Here is a 22,086-nt window from a genome sequence, read left to right as displayed (position 1 = left end):
TCAGACAACACCAACGGGGTGATAGGACGCCCGGTCCTCGGCATCCCACCACCCTACACCCACTTATTAGGCGAACTTACGGCGCAGGACACTAGCTCGGCATTGGAGGCGCCGCCCGCGGCACCGTATCGCGAAGCGCCGCGTGTCGGGCGCGGTGCCGCGGGCGGCGCCTCCGGCGGCCGGCGGGTAGGACGGAATCACGCGACCACGGCGGCGGCCGCCATGCCTATCCCGGCCACCACCGCGAACACCGCCCGCCAGCCGGCCTGCTGCCCGAGCCAGATGCAGAGCGGAACTCCGAGCGCCCGGGGCGAGCGCTGCTCCCGGTCGAGAACAGTGCCACCACCCGGCCGCGCACGGCGACCGGGAAGGGGCCGGTCACGGTCGGGGAGACGACGGACCAGAACAGGGCTTGGGTGAGGCGGTGACGAGGCGGGCGCCGGCCAGCGCCGCGTACGTCGACGCGACCGCGGGCACGGCGTTCGCGACGGCGAACAGGGCCAGGGTGATGCCGAGCAGTCGGCGGCGGGATTTGGTGCGTCAGCCAGGTAAGCGGCACGGACGCCAGCACGACCATGACGGCGTGCCCGCTGACCATCAGGTACAAACCCCGGACAAATCCTTCGCGCCGTGTACGCCGTGGACGAGGCAAGCACGCCGTAGGCCGCCGCACCGGCCGGATCCGGCGACTGCTGTTGGTCCTCGCCCTGCTTTCGCCTCTGCTGATCACCTCGCGGGGTGGTCGATGACCTGCCACAACAGCCCCGCGTCGGCCAGAGGGCGGCGAGTCTCGACCGCAACGGGCACTCGCGGAACGCCTGTGTTGGCCCGCTGAACCGGCTGTTACAGGTACTGGCCGGTCGCGTCGCTGTCGGTCTTCGACACCTGCACGGACACCACGTTGGCGAGGTTGATGACCACACCGTTCTCGTTGGCGGCGCGGTCATACTTCGCATGGGTCAAGACCAGGCCCCGCCGCTCGTCCAGGGCACAGACAATCGCCTTCAACGCCTCCTCCGGTCCACCGAAGTCCGCGCTCAGCAGGGACACGTCTTCTCCACCTACCGGGTGGAATCGCATGACCAGTTCGATGTTGTCAACCACGACTGGCCCCCTTTCGCAGGGAATCGGGTGCGCTGCGCTCTCTCCCGGCCCAGCGCCCGCAGCCGTGATCACGGAATCGGACATAGCTCCGGCATCCAGGCAGTATCCGGCCGCATCTCGGCGAGTCCAGACGATGTCAAGTATGACCGATCCGAGGCTGGTGACCAATTTTCACCGCACCACGATGGCAGGAGATCGCGGCTGCTCCGCATGCCGCTTCGGCCGAGGTGTGTTGGCCCGCGCGTCGGTCCGGGCCGACGATCATGCGGCCGCGTCCGTCAGCCGAAACCTACCGCCCGCGATCTCCTCACCCGTCCCGGCGATCTCGACCCCGATCGACCGACCGACGCCCCGGCGGACACCGCATGCCTGCTCGTGCTCGACGGCGCCAACCGTGCCGCGCCGCACCGGGCCGGCCAGCGGTCCCGCCCGAGCAGGTCCTCCACCACCCGCAGGGACACCAAGCCAGTTGCTCATGTGCTGACTGAGTGGCCCGTCCAGCTGCTGGATGCCTCCGCGGTCGAGCTACCGCTGACCGGCCGGCGCGGCACACTGAAGGTGGGCGTCTCTACCGAAGCGGACCCGACTGCTGGAGCCGTTCCAGCTGTAAACCGACCGGAGCCCGCGCGGAGTACTTCCGCACCGACCGGCCGGTGCCGATGCCAGAGCTGCCCGCGACCACAACCAGCGCCTGCCTGAACTCGCCCACCATCCTCGACGGGGTCGAACAGATCGCGTCAGCCGCGCCCATTCCTACCGCGGTGGCATCCATCCGGAGACGACCGTGACCCAGCCAACGCCGACCACCCCCGCAACGGGCACGTACCGCATCATGGCTGCCCGCTCCGCCGTCAGGTTCCAGACCAACCACCTCTTCGGCCTGACGAACGTCGCCGGCACGTTCGCCGTCCGCTCTGGCCACATCGTCATCGCCACACCGATAACTGCGTCGACCGCGACCGTGTCCATCGACGCGGCGAGCTTCACCACCCGCAACCGCCGACGCGACGCGGCCGTGCGTTCGGCGAAGTTCCTCGACACCGCCCATCACCCTGACATCACCTTCACATCGCACGGCGCGCGCCGCTACGGCAACCAGTGGTTGGTGCACGGCGACCTCACCGTCCGCGCCACCACCCGCCCGGTCGAACTCACCATCGAGCACCTCCAGACCAGAGACGACGAGCTGCGTGCGCAGGCCACCGCTCTCATCGACCGCTACGCCTTCGGCCTCACCAAATCCAAAGCCATCACCGCCCGCTACCTGAACCTCATCCTCGAGGTCACTGCCACCCACAGCTGAAGCCGACCGGCGGCCCCTCCGTCCGTCACGGCGCCTCCCTGCGATACACGCACGAGGTGGTGCGTTGTTGGTCGTCTTAAGAATGCCGCGGACTGCTAGTTCGACGGGCAGGCGTCAGATCGCGAGCCGTTCGCGCACTCCGATTGAATCGCCAGGTTCGACCCGCTACGCTCAATCGCATGCATCCCTGTTTCATGCAGGGATGCTATGGGTGGGGTTTCAAGTCCCCCCTTCGACACACTTTTGTGGCATACCTGCCCTATTTTGGTGGCGAGTGTTCAAGTGGTCCTGAACACTCGCCATACGCATCTCTGCACACCTGTGGGGGTGCGTCATGACGCGCCCGATCGCTCCGCTCATCTTGTCATCCGGTGGCGATGAGCCGCACCGTCCGCTGGCCCGGCCGCCACTCCCCCTCGCCGCGCCGGACGCCGACGAGTGGCCGGTGCAAGCCCCGCGTCTGGGAGATCGTCAAGAACCACGACTTCCGGTCCGCCCCCGTTGCCGGCATCTACATCCGCGGCAGCCGCGACCACGACGCGCACCGGTGGCGGATCGACGCCGCCGCCAACACGCTGCGCGAGCGAGCACGGCCACGAGGTCACCGTCGACGTCGACGACACGTGGCGGCCCGCCGCCGAACGTGAATCCGCCCGTAGCGGCCGTGCCGAGGAGCGCACCGACCGGCTCGACGAACGCGCCGGCCTGGCTGCCGAACGATGCGACGCCCGGCAGGCCGCCGCGCACACTGCACCCTTGACGGCATCCTCGCGCACACAGACGTTCGGTGTCCGCTCGGGACCTCGCGGTCGCTCCGGCCATGCGGCCGGACCGCACGGGTCAACCACGCCGCTGACCCGGCCGAGCACGGCCGGGTCAGTTGTGGCCAGTGGTTCATCCGCGTTCGGGTGCGGGCTCGGCTGCCATGGGTGCCCGCACTCCCTTGAACAGCAGCCACCCGCCTGCGATCACCTCGAAGAAGAAGGCCGGCATGTAGTGGATCATCACACCCCCGGCGGTGTCCTCAGCGCCGGAGAGCACGAGGGTGGCGAGGTTGCCTGCCGTCATCACGACATACGCCAGAACTCCCCAGGCGGACAGGGCGCGGGGAATGTAGTTCGACGTAAACAACAGATAGGCGAACACGCCATTTCCCAACGCGAGGAAGATAAGCCCGAGGTTGAAACCTGCGGCATGCGCGCCGACGTACGTGTTCGCCAACGCCTGTAGTTGGTCCGGGCTGAGCGCTCCTGCGGTGTCGGAGCCGCTCAGGACCGACGATGCCGTGAGGAAACTGAGCCCGTTCATGGCCATGATGGTCACCTGCACGGTTCTCCACAGCACGGCGAGCAGGGCAAGGCCTGGATTCACCTTCTTGAGCAGCACGTAGAAGGCCACGGCCATCACGATGCCGGCGGCGAAGATGAGGACGTCGACGGCGACAGCGATACGGAACAGCTGTTCTGACGCCACGATGTTGCGTGCCGTCGCCGCGGCATCGCCGGCCACGATGATCTGGCCGGGTACGTAGGCCTGGGAGAAGAATCCTGCCGCCATCAAGAGCAGCAGTACGAACCCGGCGACTCGTGCCGCTGTGCGCTGGGACCTGTCGATCGTCATGGCACGATCCTGCAGCGGAGGCGGCGATCGCGTATCCGGCCAAGGACCTGAGCCGCGCCGACCATAGTGGGAGGACGAAGCCGTACTTTGGTCGGCTGATACGTTTCCCGCCGACCGCTGCCGCTTCAGTCGTACCAAAGTTACGACAGTCGACCACAGATCCGTTCCGGCGCCACTGGCAAATCTCGGCGGATGACGCAACGCGCAGATCAGGACCGCGCGGTCGGCGGCCGCCACGGTGTTCGCGGGATGGGCGACGAGCAGCCCGCGATCGAACCCGAGCCCGCCGCAACAGCCGCGGCGGCCGCTACGCCGGCGAGCTGTTCCTCGACGCCGAACGCGGCCTGCTCCTGCTACGGGAGAAGGGCGGCACCGTCCGCTGGCAGCCGATCAACCTCGACGTCGCCACCAGCCTCGCCCAGCACGCCGCCGTCCGCGGCGCGGTCCCGCCCACCGATTCCCTGCTGCGATACCGGAATGGCGCTGCCCTGACCGGCCGCCGCGTCGCATTACCGCCGGGACCGTACGCCACGCGCTGGTCACGAAGGCCGCACGACCCGGCCACCGATGACGGTGCGGACCACGCGCTCGCGGGCGGCCCAACCGTGAAACGGACTGTTCCGGGAACGGCTGCGGTGGCCGTCGATCCGGATCGGGGCGCGCATCCCGGTCTCGACCAGGCAGAGGTTCGCCGGCTCCCCCACCCGCACCGGTCGCCCCGCCTGGTCTCCGATGCCGCCGATCCGGGCCGGCACGAGCGAGAGCACTTCGATGAGGCGCTCCCAGTCGACCTCGCCGGACTCCGGCGAGCGCAGTACCTCGGCGACGACGGCGAGTGCCGTCTCCAGCCCGGTCAGCCCGAAGGCCGAGTCGGCCCATCCCCGGGCCTTCGTCGCCGCCGGGTGCGGCGCGTGGTCGGTGGCCACGATGTCGATGGTCCCGTCGATGAGCGCGTCGCGCAGCGCCATGGTGTCGCAGGCCGAGCGCAGCGGAGGATTGACTTTCAGCGCAGCGCCCGCGCGGAGCGCCTCCTCGTCATCGAGGACCAGGTGGTGCGGGGTGACCTCACAGGTGATCGGGATTCCTGACCGCTTCGCCTGCCGGATCAGCTCGACCGATCTTGCGGTGGACACATGACAGATGTGGAGATGGCCGCCCGTGTCAGCGGCGATCGCGAGGTCCCGGTCGATGATGCGTTCCTCGCCGGCCGGGGGCCACGGTGCCGCACCGGCCCGGCTCGCCACCCGCGCGTTGATGACGCCGGCCCCCACCGTCGCCGGGTCCTGCGCGTGCTGAGCGAAGACGACGCCGAGGTCCCTGGAGGCTTCCAGCATCGCGCGGACGAATACCGGGTCTGACACACAACGGCCGTCGTCGGAGAAGATGCGGACCCCGGCGGCGGCGAGCGCCGGCACGTCGACGAGCCGGCGGCCTTCGAGGTCGATCGTCACCGCCGAGACCGGGTGGATGCGGGCGGTCTGATGCGGCGCGCGGCGCAGCAGATCGGCGACCCGTGCAACCCGGTCGGTGGGTGGCGAGGTGTTGGCCATGGCGAACACGTCCGAGTAGCCGCCCGCCGCCGCGGCGGCCGTTCCCGACACGAGATCCTCGGCCTCGGTGTGGCCGGGGTCCCGTAGATGTGTGTGCAGGTCGACGAGAGCGGGCAGGAGCATCCGTGCGGTTTCCGGCGAATCGGTGCCGGCGGGCTCGATCGAGCGGATCTCGCCTGCGGCGATGGTGACGTCGACGAGTGGGCCGCCCGGGGCGATCCGGACGGCGTCAAGCCGCGGCACGGTTACCCCGGACGGCGAAGACTGGCCCGTCGTGGCAGACCAGGGGACCCTCCCGAAACGAGTCACCGGCGTACGGGATCGCACAGCCGTGGCAGTAGCCGAGGCCGCAGGCCATGTGCGCCTCGAGCGAGACCTGCAGCGGCACCTGCCATTGGGACGACAGGTTCATGGCGAGCTCGGTCAGGCGTTGGGACCCGCACACCACGATCCCCCCGGGCGGCCGACCGGCGAACTCCTCGGTGAGCGTCCGGTCGAGCGCCTCCACCGAGCTCGAACCGTCACTGTCCGTCACGGGTATGGCTTTCGCGCCCAGCTGGGCGCAGTCGGACCGCCCGATGACTCGGTCGGCGGTTCGGGCGCTCAACACCGCCGTGGTGGCGATGGCGGCGTCGGCGGCGTCCTCGACGAGGGTCATGAACGAGCAGATTCCGATTCCCCGGCCGATCAGCAGCAGTGAGGTGGCGGTACCGGGGATGTCGAAGCCGCGGCCGAGCGGACCGACGATCAGGAGCGTGCTGCCCTCCTGGGCCCGGCTCAGCGCATCGGTGCCCGGACCCTGGACGTTGTAGATGACCTCGATGTCGCCGGCGTCGCGGTGCCGACGGTGAATCGCCATCGGCCGGGGCAGTTGGACGGCTCTTCCCGCCGCTTCGGGCACGCTGATCATGACAAACTGCCCGGCTTGGGCGCTCGCCGCGATGTGCGGCGCGTGCAGTACCAACCGGAAAATGGTCGGCGCCAGCCGGGCGTGGCTGACGACGATCGCCGGCTCGCACGCCGGCTCGGGCCGGTGACGGGCGGGCAGCGCGTCGAGCATGGCCGCCGGAAGCATCGCGGTCATCGCCGGGCGTCCAGCCGGTACATGGTCTCCAGGAGCACGGCGGTGCCGTCGGCGATCTGCTCGGCGGTGCTGAACTCGTCAGGGGAATGAGAGAGTCCACCATGGCTCGGCACGAACACGATCCCGGCCTCCGTGAGCCGGCTGATCTGCTGGGTGTCGTGGCTGGCGCCGCTCGGGATCACGACGGCGTCGAGGCCCAGGCCCGCCGCCGCGTCGCCGGCCGCCGAGCGCACCTCGCTGGACAGGTCCACCGGCGGGGTGTCGGCCAGTTCCTCGATCTCGATGTCGACGCCACGCCGGCCGGCGACCGCGCGGCAGTGCCCGCTGACCGCATCCGTCGCCGTGCGCTGGCGGCCGTGATCGGTCTCGCGGACGTCGACGGTGAAGACCACCCGGCCGGGGATGATGGTGATGGCGCCCGGCTCGACGGTCAGGGAGCCGACGGTGATCCGGGTGTTGACCTCGGCCGCGGCCAGGGCCAGCCGTTCACAGCCGAGCACGCATTCCGCGGCGGTGGCGAGTGCGTCGTGGCGGCCGTCCATCGGTGTGCCGCCGGTGTGGGAGGCCACGCCGGTCAGCGACACGCGGAGCCTGGTCGAGCCGGAGACGGTGTCGACGAGCCCGATCGGCACGCGGCGGTCCTGCAGCACGGTGCCCTGCTCGATGTGCAGCTCCACGAAGGCACTCCAGTCCCGCGCATCCCACCGGGCCGCCTCGGCGTCGTGCGGCGCGAGTCCGCACTCGGCCATCGCGGCTGCAATGGTGGTACCGGTGCTGTCCGTCAGCTGGTGGAGATCTGCCGCACCGGTGAGGCCGGCGACGATCCGGCTGCCGTTGCAGGCCTGGCCGAACCGGGCGCCCTCCTCGGCGGCGAAGGCGACGAACCGCCACGGGTGATGGCGGGGCCGGTCGTGGGCGCCGGCGGCGGTGGCCACCGCCAGCGCGCCGACGACTCCGACGACTCCGTCATACGCGCCGCCGTGGGGGACGCTGTCCAGGTGCGAGCCGGTGCCGATCGCGCCCGGTCGGGGCTCGGCATTGGGCGGCAGCTCACCGATGGTGTTGCCGGCGGCGTCGGTGTACGAGGCGATACCCAGCTCGGCCAGCTGCCCGGCGAAGAGTTCGTGTGCCTGGCGTTCGAGGCGGGTGTATGCGAGTCGGGAGACCCCTGGACCGGGTTCGGACAGGGCGGCGTACTGCCGCAGCGCGTTCTCCAGCCAGGTGGCCTGCAGGGTGCGGAAAGTGGCATGGGTAGGCATGAATGCTCCTGCGATGGCGGGTCGGCTAGAGATTGGTGTGCAGCTGGGGCGGGTCCAGGGTGATCGCGCAGTCGAACCGGTGCCCCCGGTCCCGCATCATCGTCGCCACCGGCAGCAGCGGCCGGAAGTTGGTGAGCTGGGTGGCGACGAGCGCCACGGTTGACTCCGGCGGCAGGTCGGCGGAGGTGAAGAGGAGCCCGCGTTCCTGTACGACGGTGACGCGCCGGGCGTGCATCGCGGACGCGGCCACGTGCGCCAGGACCGCTTCCTCCTCGCCCTCCAGGCTGAGCACGACGGTCACGCCGCGGGCGCTGAGGATGGCGGCGATCGCGGCACCGACCTGGTTGGACACCTGGGGGTCGTAGCCCAGATCGATCCACCGCTCGGCGCCGTCGGACCTGGTCAACGGGGCGGTGAGGACGGAAAGGCCGGCTAGGTCGGACATCGGGCTACCTCGTTCCTCGAAGGGGCTAGGCGGGCGTGACGTCACGGTGGAGCAGAGCGGAGATCGTGGCGACACCCGCCGACTGGCAGCGGGAGCGCAGTCCACGAACGACGTCGACCATCGCGAAGGGACGGCTGAAGCTGGCAGTGCCGACTTGCACGGCTGACGCTCCGACGGAGAAGTACTCCAGGGCGCCGTCGGCGGTGCCGATCCCGCCGCAGGCGATGACCGGCAGGTTGACGGCCTTCGCCGCGAGCCAGACCAGCCGCAGGACGATGGGGCGGATGTGTGGGCCCGTGAGGCCGCCGACGTAGTTGCCGAGCGCCGGTTTGAGGCTGCCCGGTTCGAGCGGCAATGACGGGACGGAGTTGGCGATGCACACCGCGTCGGCGCCGGCCTCCTGGGCCGCCAGGGCACACTCCGCGATGGAGGCCACCATCACGGGCAACTTGGCGATGAGCGGCTTGCTGGTAATCGCCCGCAGCCTGGAGATCGTGTCGAACAGGGTGGCCGGGTCGGATCCGATGTCACGGCCGTCGGTGTCGAGGTTGGGGCACGAGACGTTGATCTCGTATCCGGCGCCGACGTCACCGAGTTGGGCTGCGACCTGCTCGTACTCCACCGGTGAGTGGCCGCCGATGCTGATGATGGTTGGGGCGGGAAGCGCCTGGTAGTCGGGGTACTGGTGGGCCAGGAAGCCGCGCGGGCCCCGGCTGGGGATCCCGACGCTGTTGACGACGCCGGCCGGGATCTCGGTGAGCCGGTGGGCCGGGTTGCCGGCACGTTGCTGGAGGAAGACCGTCTTTGTGACGGCCGCGGCGATCTCCTGCATCGGCAACATCCGGCCCAGCTCGGGGCCGAAGCATCCCGATGCGGGCATGACCGGACTGGCCAACGTGAGGTCCCGGATGCGCACGGAGAGGTCGACGGGCTCCGGGGGTACTGGCTGCACTCCAACTCCCTCGGTCGGTAGCCTGTAGCTCGTTTCCGCTTGGCGGAAACTTAAATTCCAAATCAGGCTTGGGAGTATTGGCCGATTCTTTCGGCCTGTCAAGCACGGCGAAGACCAGAGGAGTAACCATGCGTGTCGGCTTCTACGGCGGGTCGGCGAACGGCAACGAAGACCTGCACGGGGGTGTAGTGACGCTGATCGCCGGGCTGGCCGACCTCGGTTGCAACTTCGTCTACGGCGGCGGCGCGGCCGGAATCATGGGACTCGCCGCCGCAACGGCACTCGCCCACGGCGCGCCGGTGACCGGCATCCTGCCCCCGCGGCGCGAAGGAGACGAGGCCCCCCATCCGGGAGTGACCCGGGTGGAGACCGCGGCGAGCCGGGCCGACCGGCGGGCCCGGATCCTCGAGCTGTCGGACGTTGTCGTCGCGCTGCCGGGCGGCCCCGGCACCCTCGAGGAGCTCGCCGAGGCCGTGAACCTCCGGCGCCTGGGGCTCACGACCGCGAGGTGCGCGGTACTGAACATCCGAAACTTCTTCGACCCCTTTCTCCGGCAACTCGACGAGATGATCGAGCAAGGGTTCCTGCGGACACCGCGGCATGAGCTCGTCGCGGAGGTCGCCGCCGCTCGCGACGTCGTAGCCCTCGCCTGACCAGCACTCACACCACAGCTGGCAGATCCCGCGTGATGGAAACATAGATTCCAGAACCCGTTGACGCTCTGTTTCAACGCGCGTAGATTGCGAAACCTCACCCGGGCCGGAAGGAGAGCCAAATGATCGATTCGGCACGGACAGCACCATTTGCCCTAGTCGTCGGCTCGATTCACCACGACCGGTCGCTCCTTGTGTCCCGCCTGCCCCGACCGGGCGAGACCGTTATCGCGGAGCGCGCCCTGGACGGGCTCGGAGGCAAGGGGGCCAACCAAGCGGTCGCCGTCGCCCGCATGGGAATGCCCTGCGAACTGCTCGGTGTCGTCGGGGACGACGACAGTGCCGGCATCACCCGGTCTGCACTGCTCGCGCACGGCGTCTCGGTCGCACAGGTCAGCGTCGTTGCGGGCCGGACGACCGGACGGGCCACCGTGGTGGTCGAGGAGAGGGGCGAAAATCTCATCGTCGTCGAACCCGGGCCGGTAGACCGGATCGACCGGGGCATGATCGACGCGAACCTCCGGGATTGTGAGACACCGCCGGCGGTCGTCGTGATCCAGGGCGAACTCCCCGTCCCGGTCCTCGACTGGACCGCGCAGTCGGCGGAGAAGGCCGGCGTCCGGTTCGTGCTGAACCTCGCACCTGTCCTGTCGGTCAACCCGGACACCCTGCGCCGGGCCGACCCACTCGTCGTGAACGAGCACGAAGCCACCCAGCTGATCGGCCTGCTCGGCGGCGACCCAGCACCGATCGACGGCATCGAGGATGCCCTGTCGAGAGCGCGACGGCTCATTGCCGCCGGGGTCCGCTCGGTCGTCATCACGCTCGGCGCCGACGGGGTGGTCCTCGCCGACCGGCAGGGGGCACGCCACGAGGCCGCCTTTCCCGCGACCGTCACGGACACCACGGGTGCCGGCGACTGCTTCACCGGCACCCTCGCCGCCGGCTTGGCGCAGGGGGACACGCTGGCGGAGGCGACCCGGCGGGGGTTGGCGGCGGCCTCCGTCGCGGTGGGCCGGACCGGCGCCGCCTCGGCCTTCCCGACCCGCTCGCAGGTCGATGACGTACTGCGGCGCGAAGCAGCGTCGCGATGACGAGCCCCCGCAGGGTGACCCGGCAGGACGTCGCCAGGGAGGCCCGGACCTCGGCCGCAGTCGTCAGTTACGTCATCAACAACGGGCCCCGCTCGGTCGCGCCGGCCACCCGCCAACGCGTCCTCGACGCCATCGAACGCACCGGCTACCGGCCTAACGCCATCGCGCAGGCACTGGCCGGCGGGCGATCGGGAGTGCTCGGCCTGGTCGTTCCGGACGTTTCCAACTCCTTCTTCTCTGCCCTCGCCAAAGCGATCGAAGACGAGGTGTTCCAGGAGGGGCGGGTGCTCCTCGTGGGCAACTCGGCCGAGAGTGCGGCCCGGGAGGCCCGCCTGATCACCAGCTTCGTCGAGCGACAGGTCGACGGCCTGCTCTACGTCGGGGTGGGCCACCACGCTCCGGTGCAGGAGGCGATCCGAGCCGGCATTCCCGTGGTCGCCCTCGACAGGCGGGACAGGTTCTCCAGCATCGCCTCGGTCGTGGTCGACAACTTCGACGGCGCCGCCATGGCCACCGACCATCTCATCGCGCACGGCCACCGCCGGATCGCCATCATCGCCGGACCGTCACACCTGTTCACCTCGGTGGAACGGATCGGCGGCTGGCGCAAGGCCTTGAAGGCGCAGGGGCTGCCCGACGACGAGAGCCTGTTCGTCGAGGCGCCGTTCTCCAGAGCGGGCGGCTATGAAGCCGCCATCAAGTTGTTCGCGCGTGGTACGGCCGACGCGGTTCTGGTCACCGACGAGATGCAGGCCTTCGGAGTCCTGGCCGCCGCGGCCGACACCGGCGTCGAAGTGCCGCGGGATCTGGCCATCATCACGTTCGACGGGACCGAGCAGTCCATGTACAGCGTGCCACCACTGACCACCGTTGGTCAGCCGCTGGCCGAGATCGCACGACACGCAGTCAGCCTGGCGCGCACCAGGACCACGGAGAGATCGAGGCACGTCGTGTGCGATGTCGAGCTCATCCGTCGCCGCTCCTGCGGCTGCACGATCCAGATCAGAGAAAACCACCAGGTGCCGACTGAGTTGGCAGACAAGGGCGGCACCTGGAGGCCACCATCAAAAGAGGATCTTACCATGACGAAAAGCGTCGGCCTGATCGCCAGCGCCTCGCTCGCGGCTGCCGCACTGGCGTTGAGCGCCTGTGGCGCCTCCCCCAGCGACGACCCCAACGCCGATGTCACCATCACCTTCGTCGCGCCGCACAAAGGCGTCTTCGACGAAGCGGTGGCAGCCTTCCACGAGGAACACCCGAACATCAAGGTCGAAATCCAGATTCTGCCCTTCACCGAGATCGCCGCCCAGACTCAGGCACGGCTCGGCTCGAAGGACACCTCCATCGACGTCATCGCGGTCGACCCGCCCCGCCTGCCGAGCCTGGCCACCAAGGGCTTCCTCAAGGACGTGTCCGCCGACCAGGCCAACATGAAGGACTCCCTGACCGCCGGCGGCATCGCCTCGGTCACCTGGGACGGCCACCAGTACGGCTATCCACTGTGGACGAGCGACAACTTCCTCTTCTACAACAAGAGCCTGCTGGCTCAGGCCGGCATCGCCGAGCCCGGAGCGGACAATGCCAGCCGCTGGACGTGGGATCAGACGCTGACCGCCGCCGCGAAGGCCAAGACCACCGGGGCGCAGTACGGCTTCGCGTTCGAGCAGGTTGACGCGTACTACGCGCTCCAGCCGGTGATCATGTCGATGGGCGGCGGCGCCGGGCTGGAGGGCGAGCGGAACCTCACCCCGGCGATCGACACCGAGCAATGGCGGACCTTCGGCACGTGGTACGCCGACCTGTACTCCTCCGGCCTCTCCCCGCGCGGCGTGGCGTCCGCGCAGATGCCGGACCTGTTCAAGAACGGATCGGTGGCGTTCTACGTCGCCGGCCCGGCCCGCATCACCGACCTGCAGAACAGCGGCCTCGCCGACAAGTGGGGCATGGCTCCGTTGCCGTACGCCGCCGGCGGCAAGGTCGTCACCCCGACGGACTCGTGGGCGGTCGCCGTCAGCAACTTCAGCGAGCACCAGACCGCGGCCCAGGAACTCGCCCGCTACCTGTCCCTGTCCGCCGACGGCGCCACCTCGACGTCGACCAAGTTCAACCTCCCGCCGGTCAACCAGAAGGCGTACCCGAAGTACATCCACTACATCGACGGCGTCGCTTCCAAGCAGACCGCGCAGTACGGCACCTTGCTCACCACCGACACCGATGAGCACGCGATCCGCCGGCCTTCGTCGGTCGGTTACATCGACTTCGAGACGATCGTGAACAAGGCCTTCGCCGACATCCGCAACGGCGGTGACCCCGGAAAGATCCTCGCCACCGCGCAGGACACCCTCAAACGGCAGCTGTCGCAATACAAGTAGCGCGCCGGCCCCGGGCCGGCGCGCGTGCGCGGCCCGGGGCCGGGACCTTCATCGGAAAGACATCATGGTGACCCAAGCAAACCCACGCCCCGGCCCGATCACGGGCCGTTCCGGACCCAGCGGATCCCCCTCCGCCTCTCGTGGTCGAGCGCGATCCCGGGCCCGCCTACGTGCCGTCGCCACCGCCGCGCTGTTCCTCTTGCCCGCCCTCGTCGGCCTGGTCTTCCTGCGGCTGGTTCCCTCCTTCGACGCGGTCGTCTCGTCGTTCACGAACCGGCTCGGCGAGCTCTCGACGGCGAACTTCACCTTTCTCTTCACCGACCCCCAATTCCTCGGCTCCCTGAAGACGACGTTGCTGTTCTCGCTCGTCATCAACCCGCTGCAGATCGCGCTGGCGCTGTTCCTGGCCGTCGCGCTCACCCGGCGCGTGCCACTGGTCGGCATCTGGCGGACCCTCATCCTGCTGCCCATCGCTGTCCCCCAGACGGTGTCGGCCATCGTCTGGGGTGTGCTGTTCCGCCCGGACGGTCCCCTCAACGGCCTCCTCGGCGCGCTCGGCATCCCGTCCGTACCATGGCTGGTCAGCCCCACCACCGCACTAATGTCGATCATCATTCTGTGCAGCTGGGTCGGCGTCGGCTACTGGATGACCTTCCTGGTCGCCGGCATCCACGAGATTCCCCGAAGCCTCTACGAGGCGTCGGACCTCGACGGGGCCACCGGATGGAAGCAGTTCCTCCACATCACACTGCCCGGTATCCGGCGGCCGTTGCTGTTCGTCCTCGTCGCCGACACGGTCGCGAACTTCCTGGTGTTCGCCCCGGTGCGCATCCTGACGCAGGGCGGCCCCGAGGGCTCCACCAACCTCATCATGAACTTCATCTTCGAACGCGCCTACACGCTCTCCGACACCGGCAGCTCGGCGGCGGCGACCGTCGTCCTGGTCGGCATCGTCATCGCGGTGGTTACGGTGCAGTTCCGGATGCTCCCGGGGAAGGACTGAGCCATGGCCGACACCATCCCCAGGTATCACGAACGACGAACGGGACGCCGGACACTCCTGATCGTCATCCCCGTGGCCGTCCTGGCGGTCGCGCCGCTGCTGTGGGCCATCATCTCCTCCCTGCGGCCGGGCGATGAGATATTCCGCTATCTCTCGCCCGTCTCCATCAGGACGGTGGTGCCCACCACGGTCTCGCTGGACAACTACCGCGCGGTGCTCGAGAGCAGCTTCACCCTCGCGCTGCTGAACTCCGTCATCGTCACAGCCGTCAGTGTGGCACTCGGGCTCGCCGTGTCCTCACTGGCCGCGTTCGCCCTGGCCATGATCCCGTTCCCCGGCCGGACCGTGCTGTTCAGCGTCATGGTCGTCAGCTTCCTCGTGCCGTTCGAGGCGATCGCCATCCCGCTCGCCACCACGTTCCGGCAGGCGGGCCTGCAGAACACCCTCGTCGGGCTGATCCTGCCGGCCGTGGGCAACGGGCTGGCAATCTTCCTGCTGCGTCAGTTCTTCCTCGGCATCCCGATCTCGCTCAGCGAGGCCGCCCGGATGGACGGGCTGGGATGGTTCGGCATCTACCGCCGGATCTACCTGCCGCTGTCCCGGCCGTCGATGATCGGGGCCGGCCTGATCCTGTTCGTCTTCCAATGGCAGTCCTTCCTGTGGCCGCTGCTCATCGCCCCGGCACCCGGCGTACGCGTCGCACCCGTGGCCATCGCCGACTTCGCCCAGGAATCGGGCGTGGACTACGGCCAGATGTTCGCCGCCGCCACGCTGACCGCGCTCGTCCCGCTGGTCGTCCTGCTCTTCGCGCAGCGCCAGTTCACATCGTCCCTTGCATCCACGGGTGAGAAAGAGTGATGGAAACAGCCCCGCTGCCGGACCGGCGACGAATCATCATCGACTGCGACCCCGGCAACGGAATCCCGGGCGCCGACATCGACGACGGCCTCGCCCTGGCGCTCGCCGTCGCCTCCGGGGCCATCAACCTCGACATGGTCACCGTCGTGTCCGGCAATACGCACCGCGACCAGGGCTTCGCCGTCGCCCGCACCTTCGTCGACCTCGTCGGACTCGACATTCCGGTGTACGCCGGGGCCAGCACCGCGCTGCTGGAGCCGAGCGAACCGTGGCGGAGCCGGCAGGACCGGACGTCGCACAGCGACGCGGTCCGCGCGGCCTGGTCCGCCGTGCCCCCACCGGGCGCGTATGACGCACAGGCCGCGCTGGGGGCCGCGGCGGAGATCGTCCGGCATGTGCGCGCCCATCCGGGCGAGATGACCATCGTGGCGATCGGCCCGCTGACCAACATCGCGCAGGCGCTCCAACTCGACCCCGGCCTGCCGCAGCTCGTCCGGGAGATCGTCATCATGGGGGGCGCCTTCGACGTGCCCGGGTTCCTGCAGGAACTCAACTTCGGCATCGACCCGGACGCCGCCCGGATCGTGCTGACCTCCGGGTGTCCGATCACGCTCCTGCCGCTGGATGCGACCTCGCAGACGCTGCTCCGGCACCAGGACCTGGACCTCGTGGACCCGGACCGTTCGCCGCTGACCCGGTACGTGGTGGAGACGACCCGCCCCTGGATCGACCTGGCCGCCGCGTGGCGCAACATCGACGGGTGCCTGCTGCACGACCCGCTCGCGGTCGCCCTGCTCATCGATCCCGGCATCGTCACCGTCGAGGAGATGATGGTTGACGTGGAGACACAGGGCACGCTCACCCGGGGACGCCCCATCGGATGGACGAAGGAAAGCCTGCGGCTGCACGTCGGGCTGGACATCTCCCGGGCCAAGCCGGTCCGGGTGGTGAAGACGGTCGACAACGACCGCCTCCTACGGACGATGTTCTCCGCATACGGCAGCTGGACGGGGTGAGCTGTCCAGCAAACGCACCGGGCGTTGTGACCGGCACTCCTCGTGCCGGTCACAACGCCCGACGTGTCTACGCGCCGAGCGCGAACGAGTCACGGCTTACCGGCCCGGCCTGCCCCTGCAGAGCACGTCGTAGCTGCCCGGCGGCCCGCGCGCTGTCGATGAAGAGGCCGCCGGTCACCAGGCCCCGGTGGTCGAGGTAGAGGCAGTGGCGCTGACAGTCCGCTGTGTCCCAGTTCGCCGACACGACCTGGCTCAGCGCCGAGGAGACCTGCCCGACGGTCTGGAACTTCCTGCCGTACTGGTCCGACCAGGCATAGGGCACAGCCGGTCCGGGGTCGAAGGACGTCCCCTCGACGATCGCCCGGGCAACGATCTTCGCCTGCTCGACCGCGTGCGACCAGTGCTCCGAGCGCCGGAAGCCCGAACCTCCGGCGCAGGGCCAGGCCGACACGTCACCGAGCGCGAAAATCGCGGCGTCGGCCGTCTGGCCGTGCCGCGACACCCGGACACCGTCGGGCCCGGCGAGCTGCGAACCCGCCAGCCACTCCACGTTCGGGACCGCACCGATACCCACGACGACCAGGTCGCCATGGAGCACGCGTCCGCCAGTGAGCTCGACCGAGGCGACCTCGCCGGCCGTCTGCCCGATCGATTCGACGTCCACGCCGAGCACCAGGTCCACACCGGCACCGCGGTGCAGCGACATCAGGTAGTCGGAGACGCGCGGGCCGAACTGCGGCATCAGGACGGGCTCACGGGACACGAGGGTTACGATGGCGCCTCTCGCCACAGCGGAGGAGGCGACCTCGCAACCGATGAAGCCCGCGCCGATGATGATCAGACGCCGGCCCGGCGCCAGCTTCGCGGCGACCAGCCGCGCATCGTCGAGTGTGCGCAGCGTATGGACATGGGGTGCGCTGGTCGGCTTCGGGATCGCGCGCGGTCGCGACCCGGTGGCGATGACGAGATGCTCGTACGCCACCCGGTTGCCGTCGGCGAGCGTGACGAGCCGCCGCTCGCGGTCCAGACCCGTGGCGGCCACCCCGAGACGGACGTCCACGCGCAGATCCGCGAGCTGTTGCGCGGTGACCAGGTAGGTCTGCTGCTCGGGCCACTCGCCCAGGAGCACCTGCTTCGACAGCGGCGGGCGGTCGTACGGCAGATGTCGCTCCGCCCCGATCAGCGTCAGCGTCCCGTCGTAGCCCTTCGCGCGAAGTTGTTGCGCTGTGCGCAGCCCGGCCAGAGACCCACCGACGATGGTCGTCGTCCCCGTCACTGCTCGACCCGTTCGAGCCGGATCGCGAAGGCGGGGCAGGATTCGGCGGCCTCCGTCAGATCTGACAGGTCGGAGTCGGGGAAGAGATCGTTGACCGCCACCGCCTTGTTGTTCTCGTCGAGGTCGATGTGCTCCGGCGCCACCATCACGCAGTTGGCGAAGCCTTGGCAAAGGCCGAGGTCGACATGTACTCGGATCACGGGATCTCCTTCAGGTCGGTCAGGGCGCTTTTGGCTATCCGCTCTCGAAGCTCGGCCTTCTTGGCTTCGGCGAGGGAATCGACGTCGAGAAGGGACCGGGCGCCTTCGATGTTCTTGCGGTCGAGGAGGATCTGGTTCACGTCAGCGATCGAGTAGCCGTGTCCCTCACGGGCGATGAGCCGCATCGTGTCGCCGGCCGACACGACGCCCTCCTGGAGCACCCGGTAAAGAATTCCCGTTCGGTGACTGCGGGCGACCTCGATGGTGAACTTGGGCCTGCGGTAACGCGCCGCCACCTTGTGGCAGGGCGAACGTGGCTGGGCCGCCTGGATGACGGCCCCACCTACGGTGAAGACGTCTCCCACGTGCACCTCGAACTCGGTCAGGCCTGTGGTGGTGAAGTTCTCGCCGAGGGCCGCGTACTCGGGGAAGTCCAGTCCGAGGCTCTGTCGCCAGAACTCGTAGTTGACCGTCGAGTAGCTCAGCACGACGCGGTCGGGACCGCCGTGGGTCGCGTAGACCTGCTCATCCCCGGTGAGCCCGTTCCGGGAGACCCAGACCTCACCGACCGGGGTCTTCAGGTAGCCGGTGCGGATCTCCTCGTCGCCGCTACGCAGGATCGACACCGCACCGACACAGAGCCATTCGATCCGCCCGGTCAGCGAAAGACCGTCAACCACCATGACACTCCTTCCATCTCGCGGAAAGCATGTTTCCACACCCGTAGACGACTGCGCCAGTGCCGCACCACCGCTTTGGCCCCGTTCGCGGCCTTTATCCCCGCGAATCCTGGCTGTGTCGTACCGCACTGGGCAGCGCAACAGGCGCCGGCGCCAACCGGCGTGCATGCGTGGAAACGAGACGGTCCGGGAGGATCAGTCCCCGGGACTCCAGCCTAGGAGTGTCGACATCCGAGCGGCCGCTTCCGTCACACTGCGAATGGTGGCGGCCCGACTGTCCGCAGTGGCGAACCGGCCCGCCGAACCAGCGAGGGTCACGCTGGCCGTGACCCGGCCGGTCGACGTAAAAATCGGGGCAGCCACTGCCCAGACGCCTTCATCCAACTCGTTGGCGGCAATGTCGTAGCCCCGCTCCCGAATGTCCGGAAAACGCGCGACGACAGACTCGACGGTGTGCGGACTCGACGGCGTGAACTCGTCGAGTCCGTGCGACGCGAGCAGTTCGGTAGCGACCTCGGGCGAAAGGTAGGCGAGAAGTATCCGCGCCGCCGCGGCGGCGTTCATCGGCATGACCTGCCCCAGCCGGACGAAGAGTCGCAGCGGGTAGACGCCCTCCACCAGGGAGACACAGATCGCCTCGCTGCCGTGCAGCTCGGTCAGGAAGACCGTCTCCCCCGTCGCCTGGGACAACTCGCGCACGACGGTGGTGAGCGACTGCATCCCGCCGGTTTCGCTCACGTTCTTCTCGGTCAGATCACGCACGGCCGGCCCGAGAAAATAGCGAAGGTCGACCGGCGACCGACTGACGAACCGCTGCTCGCGCAGTACCCCAAGGATTCGGTGCATGCTCCCCAGAGGGACCTCGAGCTCCAGGTGGAGTTCCTGGAGCGTCATTCCGTCAGGCCTGTTGGACAGCGCCTGCAGGACGTTGAGGGCACGGACGACGGGCTGCATCCCTCCACTTTATGAACCGTGCCATCCGCCAGCTGCCAGGGGGCGGGGCCGGGGCGCGATGGCCCAGCCCACGCCGTCATGCCCTTCACGAGGGCGGCCACGTTCGTCTTCACGGCGTCCGAGTCCCAGGGCTCGGTGCCGCCGTCGGTGTAGCGGACGAGGGCGTGCTCGTCCCGAACGGCGCGTGAGCGGGGCTACTTGTGGAGGAGGCGCACCGCGGCGATCCCGCGCCACGCCTCGAAGGTGGTCACGGCTGCTCGACCAGGTCGTAGTGGCGGCATCTCCTTGGTAGATGTCACAGCAGCGGGGCTAGCGACTCAGGACGCCTGCCTCAGCCGATCGCGGCACAGGGGGCCGTCGCTCATCGAGCAGCCGTCACCCTACCGGCTTGAACGAATGAGCTGGCCTCAGTAGAGTCGGCGCATGCATACCTGTTTTATGCAGGCATGCTATGGGTTGGGGTTAATGTCCCCCCTTCGACACACTTTTGTGGCATACCTGCCCTACTTTGGTGGCGAGTGTTCAAGTGGTTCTGGAAACTCGCCATACGCATCTCTGCACACCTGCGAGGGCGCGTTATGACGCGCCCGGCGTTGAAGGTCAGCAAGCCGCGGCGGATGCCGACCACGCGGCGGGCGGTGCCGGACACCCGGCTCGCGGAAATCGATGAGGCTGCGGCCCGGACGAGCGAGGATCCGGATCTTCACAGTCTGCTGCTGCGATTGCATACGGAGACGGCGTGCCGCCGTGGTGGCGCTCTGGCGCTGCGGCCGATGGATCTCGACCCGACGCAGTGCCTGATCCGGCTGCAGGAGAAGGGTGACACGGTGCGGTGGCAGCCGGTCTCCCCCACCCTCATGCGGCATCTGCTGCTGCACGGCGAGCAGCGGCAGGCCCCGCCTGATGGGCAGTTGCTGCGGTACCGCACCGGCCGGCCGATCACCCGGCGGCGGTACGACACGCTGTGGGGGCGGATCGGTGAGGCGCTGCCGTGGGCGGCGACGCAGCAGATCAGCACGCACTGGCTGCGGCACACAACGCTGACGTGGGTGGAGCGGAACTTCGGGTATGCGATCGCGCGGCTACGCCAGCCACACCGATCGCGGCAGCGACGTCGGCAGCACCGCCACCTACGTGCCGGACCCGCGCCCGTCGGGAGCGGCGCCGTCAACGCCCGTTGGGCTGGCAGGCGATCGTCTGCAGGATGCGACTGTCGTGACCGCAGCGGCGGAGACGTTCACCGGCCGTGTGCAGATGCCGGTCCCCGGTCAAGCCACTGTGGGCCGGACTCTCCAGTCTCCGGTCCGTCAAGTGCAGGCACCTGATCCGGTCAGCCGGGAACTGCCGCCGATACGCGCCGCCGACCAACGTCAAGGCGAACGTGACGGCATCGAAGCCGCAGCCGGCCTGCGCCACCCGCACACTGGAAACCGCGGACACCTCTGCACGACGCGACGCTGAACGATTTATACCACCTCCGTAGCGCCTCGCAACGAAAGTCATGTTGCACGGGCTGCTTCGGGTTTCTTCCGCTCATGCAGATCGGCGCGATCGCGATCACCATCGATGGCGGCCGGACGGATGCGACCGGCCAACCGGCAGCCGATCAAACTGTCAATGCGGTCATCGCCAATCTTCTATGCGGCCTACCCATCATCGCGTTGAGCACCTACCTCGTGGTTGACATCCGACGCGGACGTCGTCGAGCGAGGCCGCGACCGCCGGCGCCGGCGCCGCCGTTGTAGGAACAAGCGACGATCGGTGCACCAATGACGTGCTCGTAACGATGGACGACCACACGAGCGTTCCACGTACTCGAGGCGAGATCGGCCCGGATGGCAGCGGTCGGCGATTCAAGCGTGGCCGCCGGTGAGATTGTCGCCGTGATCGGCAGCGCGACGCCGCTCAGGGTTTGTGGCCGACCAGCCACATGCTGACGTGCTCGGGCCCGGTGCGGACCACGAGCTGGAAGCGCTCGAGGTCGGTCTGGTGGTCCGACGTGCGGGGGCAGGCGCCGTTGAGGGCGGGAGCACACGAAGGCGTCGTGTCGGGCTGGGCGTGGCCGGCCAGGAAGTCGGTGACCAGCTTCGGCTCGTCGCCCTGCAACGCCGGCGCGGCGCAGCCGGCGACGACCTGCTCGGCGGCCTTGCGGGTCATGGTGATGTACCCATTCATGCCCAGTGAGGTGTCGCTGACCTCGCAGTAGATCATGTTCACGGCGGTGGTCTCGGCGCTCGGCCGGCCGACGACCATGTACAGCTTGCCGTGCACGACCGGGAAGTCGACCGTCAGCCTGGTCATATGCGCGCCCAGCTGCTCGTACGGGGTCGGCGTGGCGTGCCAGCGCTCGGACCATGCCTTGGCGACCGCGTTGGCCGCGATGCCCGGGATGGGGCCCTCGCCGTGCGGAAGGCCGTCCCCCGGGTTGGTCGAGGGGCCAGCGTCGCCGGCCGGGGCCGTGCCCGTCGAGCCGCGGGTGGCCGGCGCATTGGTCGTGGGGGTCGGGTCGGGTTTCGCCGCCGGGCCGCAGCCCGCCGCCAATGTGCCCACGGTCAGTGCCGCGAGCATCAGTCCCTTGCGTACCGCGCCTCCTCGCCGTATCGGTGGCCGCGGCCCTGGCCGTCGGGTTCCTGCCCGGCCGGGCGCAGGCCGAACCGACCGCG

20 protein-coding genes are annotated in these 22,086 nt (G+C 69.0%); 8 read left to right on the top strand and 12 right to left on the bottom strand.

Annotation, left to right across the window (positions count from 1 at the left end; translation table 11 throughout):
* Window positions 1–843: 843 nt before the first annotated feature.
* On the bottom strand, window positions 844–1,104 hold the full coding sequence (locus ABT369_RS49210; RefSeq protein ID WP_350624044.1) for a hypothetical protein: 261 nt from the start codon (window positions 1,102–1,104) through the stop codon (window positions 844–846).
* Window positions 1,105–1,888: 784 nt separating this feature from the next.
* Here ABT369_RS49210 and ABT369_RS49205 point away from each other — a divergent pair.
* Window positions 1,889–2,407, top strand: a complete 519-nt coding sequence (locus ABT369_RS49205) for a YceI family protein (RefSeq protein WP_350624042.1) — start codon at window positions 1,889–1,891, stop codon at window positions 2,405–2,407.
* 894 nt (window positions 2,408–3,301) lie between these two features.
* Here ABT369_RS49205 and ABT369_RS49200 read toward each other — a convergent pair.
* From ABT369_RS49200 to ABT369_RS49175, 6 genes are all read right to left on the bottom strand, one after another.
* Window positions 3,302–4,027: a DUF4386 domain-containing protein gene (locus ABT369_RS49200; protein WP_350624040.1), complete on the bottom strand. Its 726-nt coding sequence runs from the start codon at window positions 4,025–4,027 to the stop codon at window positions 3,302–3,304.
* 539 nt (window positions 4,028–4,566) lie between these two features.
* The gene (locus ABT369_RS49195) at window positions 4,567–5,820 is read right to left on the bottom strand and encodes a dihydroorotase (protein ID WP_350624038.1); all 1,254 of its coding nucleotides are present in this window, start codon (window positions 5,818–5,820) and stop codon (window positions 4,567–4,569) included.
* Window positions 5,807–6,637, bottom strand: coding sequence for an iron-sulfur cluster-binding protein (locus ABT369_RS49190; RefSeq protein WP_350624036.1), 831 nt, complete (start codon window positions 6,635–6,637; stop codon window positions 5,807–5,809). The genes ABT369_RS49195 and ABT369_RS49190 overlap by 14 nt, the downstream gene beginning before the upstream one ends.
* A 20-nt stretch (window positions 6,638–6,657) precedes the next feature.
* Window positions 6,658–7,920 (bottom strand): Zn-dependent hydrolase, encoded by a 1,263-nt coding sequence (locus ABT369_RS49185; RefSeq protein WP_350624034.1) that lies wholly within the window; start codon window positions 7,918–7,920, stop codon window positions 6,658–6,660.
* 25 nt (window positions 7,921–7,945) lie between these two features.
* Window positions 7,946–8,365: a hypothetical protein gene (locus ABT369_RS49180; RefSeq protein ID WP_350624032.1), complete on the bottom strand. Its 420-nt coding sequence runs from the start codon at window positions 8,363–8,365 to the stop codon at window positions 7,946–7,948.
* 25 nt (window positions 8,366–8,390) lie between these two features.
* Entirely contained in the window at window positions 8,391–9,317 is a 927-nt protein-coding gene (locus ABT369_RS49175) for a nitronate monooxygenase (RefSeq protein WP_350624030.1), read from the bottom strand.
* A gap of 128 nt (window positions 9,318–9,445) precedes the next feature.
* Here ABT369_RS49175 and ABT369_RS49170 point away from each other — a divergent pair, with 128 nt between their 5' ends.
* From ABT369_RS49170 to ABT369_RS49145, 6 genes are all read left to right on the top strand, one after another.
* Window positions 9,446–9,970 (top strand): LOG family protein, encoded by a 525-nt coding sequence (locus tag ABT369_RS49170; protein WP_350624028.1) that lies wholly within the window; start codon window positions 9,446–9,448, stop codon window positions 9,968–9,970.
* 122 nt (window positions 9,971–10,092) lie between these two features.
* Window positions 10,093–11,064, top strand: coding sequence for a ribokinase (locus tag ABT369_RS49165; protein ID WP_350624026.1), 972 nt, complete (start codon window positions 10,093–10,095; stop codon window positions 11,062–11,064).
* Entirely contained in the window at window positions 11,061–13,436 is a 2,376-nt protein-coding gene (locus ABT369_RS49160; protein WP_350624024.1) for an extracellular solute-binding protein, read from the top strand. The genes ABT369_RS49165 and ABT369_RS49160 overlap by 4 nt, the downstream gene beginning before the upstream one ends.
* 199 nt (window positions 13,437–13,635) lie before the next feature.
* The gene (locus tag ABT369_RS49155; RefSeq protein WP_350624022.1) at window positions 13,636–14,439 is read left to right on the top strand and encodes a carbohydrate ABC transporter permease; all 804 of its coding nucleotides are present in this window, start codon (window positions 13,636–13,638) and stop codon (window positions 14,437–14,439) included.
* Between the two features lie 3 nt (window positions 14,440–14,442).
* On the top strand, window positions 14,443–15,297 hold the full coding sequence (locus tag ABT369_RS49150; RefSeq protein WP_350624020.1) for a carbohydrate ABC transporter permease: 855 nt from the start codon (window positions 14,443–14,445) through the stop codon (window positions 15,295–15,297).
* Window positions 15,297–16,313: a nucleoside hydrolase gene (locus ABT369_RS49145; protein ID WP_350624018.1), complete on the top strand. Its 1,017-nt coding sequence runs from the start codon at window positions 15,297–15,299 to the stop codon at window positions 16,311–16,313. The genes ABT369_RS49150 and ABT369_RS49145 overlap by 1 nt, the downstream gene beginning before the upstream one ends.
* A 67-nt stretch (window positions 16,314–16,380) precedes the next feature.
* On the opposite strand, the gene ABT369_RS49140 is transcribed toward ABT369_RS49145, so the two are convergent.
* From ABT369_RS49140 to ABT369_RS49125, 4 genes are all read right to left on the bottom strand, one after another.
* Complete coding sequence (locus ABT369_RS49140) at window positions 16,381–17,589, bottom strand: NAD(P)/FAD-dependent oxidoreductase (RefSeq protein WP_350624016.1); 1,209 nt, start codon at window positions 17,587–17,589, stop codon at window positions 16,381–16,383.
* Entirely contained in the window at window positions 17,586–17,789 is a 204-nt protein-coding gene (locus ABT369_RS49135; RefSeq protein ID WP_350624014.1) for a ferredoxin, read from the bottom strand. Before ABT369_RS49135 ends, ABT369_RS49140 begins: the two co-directional genes overlap by 4 nt.
* Window positions 17,786–18,472, bottom strand: coding sequence for an MOSC domain-containing protein (locus tag ABT369_RS49130; protein WP_350624012.1), 687 nt, complete (start codon window positions 18,470–18,472; stop codon window positions 17,786–17,788). Before ABT369_RS49130 ends, ABT369_RS49135 begins: the two co-directional genes overlap by 4 nt.
* Window positions 18,473–18,664: 192 nt before the next feature.
* Window positions 18,665–19,423, bottom strand: a complete 759-nt coding sequence (locus ABT369_RS49125; RefSeq protein ID WP_350624010.1) for an IclR family transcriptional regulator — start codon at window positions 19,421–19,423, stop codon at window positions 18,665–18,667.
* Between the two features lie 518 nt (window positions 19,424–19,941).
* On the opposite strand from ABT369_RS49125, the gene ABT369_RS49120 reads away from it, so the two are divergent.
* On the top strand, window positions 19,942–20,748 hold the full coding sequence (locus ABT369_RS49120; protein ID WP_350624008.1) for a tyrosine-type recombinase/integrase: 807 nt from the start codon (window positions 19,942–19,944) through the stop codon (window positions 20,746–20,748).
* A gap of 580 nt (window positions 20,749–21,328) precedes the next feature.
* On the opposite strand, the gene ABT369_RS49115 is transcribed toward ABT369_RS49120, so the two are convergent.
* Complete coding sequence (locus ABT369_RS49115) at window positions 21,329–21,991, bottom strand: hypothetical protein (RefSeq protein WP_350624006.1); 663 nt, start codon at window positions 21,989–21,991, stop codon at window positions 21,329–21,331.
* Between the last annotated feature and the right edge of the window lie 95 nt (window positions 21,992–22,086).

Source organism: Dactylosporangium sp. NPDC000244 (assembly GCF_040300725.1).
Lineage (GTDB): Bacteria > Actinomycetota > Actinomycetes > Mycobacteriales > Micromonosporaceae > Dactylosporangium.
This window is presented reverse-complemented; position numbering and strand designations above follow the sequence as displayed.

What these genes read in the sequence shown, in the direction of transcription:
- ABT369_RS49180 (WP_350624032.1), bottom strand. Translation starts at nt 8,365, where the DNA reads ATGTCCGACCTAGCCGGCCTTTCCGTCCTCACCGCCCCGTTGACCAGG.
- ABT369_RS49160 (WP_350624024.1), top strand. Translation starts at nt 11,061, where the DNA reads ATGACGAGCCCCCGCAGGGTGACCCGGCAGGACGTCGCCAGGGAGGCC.
- ABT369_RS49200 (WP_350624040.1), bottom strand. Translation starts at nt 4,027, where the DNA reads ATGACGATCGACAGGTCCCAGCGCACAGCGGCACGAGTCGCCGGGTTC.
- ABT369_RS49125 (WP_350624010.1), bottom strand. Translation starts at nt 19,423, where the DNA reads ATGCAGCCCGTCGTCCGTGCCCTCAACGTCCTGCAGGCGCTGTCCAAC.
- ABT369_RS49130 (WP_350624012.1), bottom strand. Translation starts at nt 18,472, where the DNA reads ATGGTGGTTGACGGTCTTTCGCTGACCGGGCGGATCGAATGGCTCTGT.
- ABT369_RS49185 (WP_350624034.1), bottom strand. Translation starts at nt 7,920, where the DNA reads ATGCCTACCCATGCCACTTTCCGCACCCTGCAGGCCACCTGGCTGGAG.
- ABT369_RS49190 (WP_350624036.1), bottom strand. Translation starts at nt 6,637, where the DNA reads ATGCTCGACGCGCTGCCCGCCCGTCACCGGCCCGAGCCGGCGTGCGAG.
- ABT369_RS49145 (WP_350624018.1), top strand. Translation starts at nt 15,297, where the DNA reads ATGGAAACAGCCCCGCTGCCGGACCGGCGACGAATCATCATCGACTGC.
- ABT369_RS49115 (WP_350624006.1), bottom strand. Translation starts at nt 21,991, where the DNA reads ATGCTCGCGGCACTGACCGTGGGCACATTGGCGGCGGGCTGCGGCCCG.
- ABT369_RS49165 (WP_350624026.1), top strand. Translation starts at nt 10,093, where the DNA reads ATGATCGATTCGGCACGGACAGCACCATTTGCCCTAGTCGTCGGCTCG.
- ABT369_RS49150 (WP_350624020.1), top strand. Translation starts at nt 14,443, where the DNA reads ATGGCCGACACCATCCCCAGGTATCACGAACGACGAACGGGACGCCGG.
- ABT369_RS49170 (WP_350624028.1), top strand. Translation starts at nt 9,446, where the DNA reads ATGCGTGTCGGCTTCTACGGCGGGTCGGCGAACGGCAACGAAGACCTG.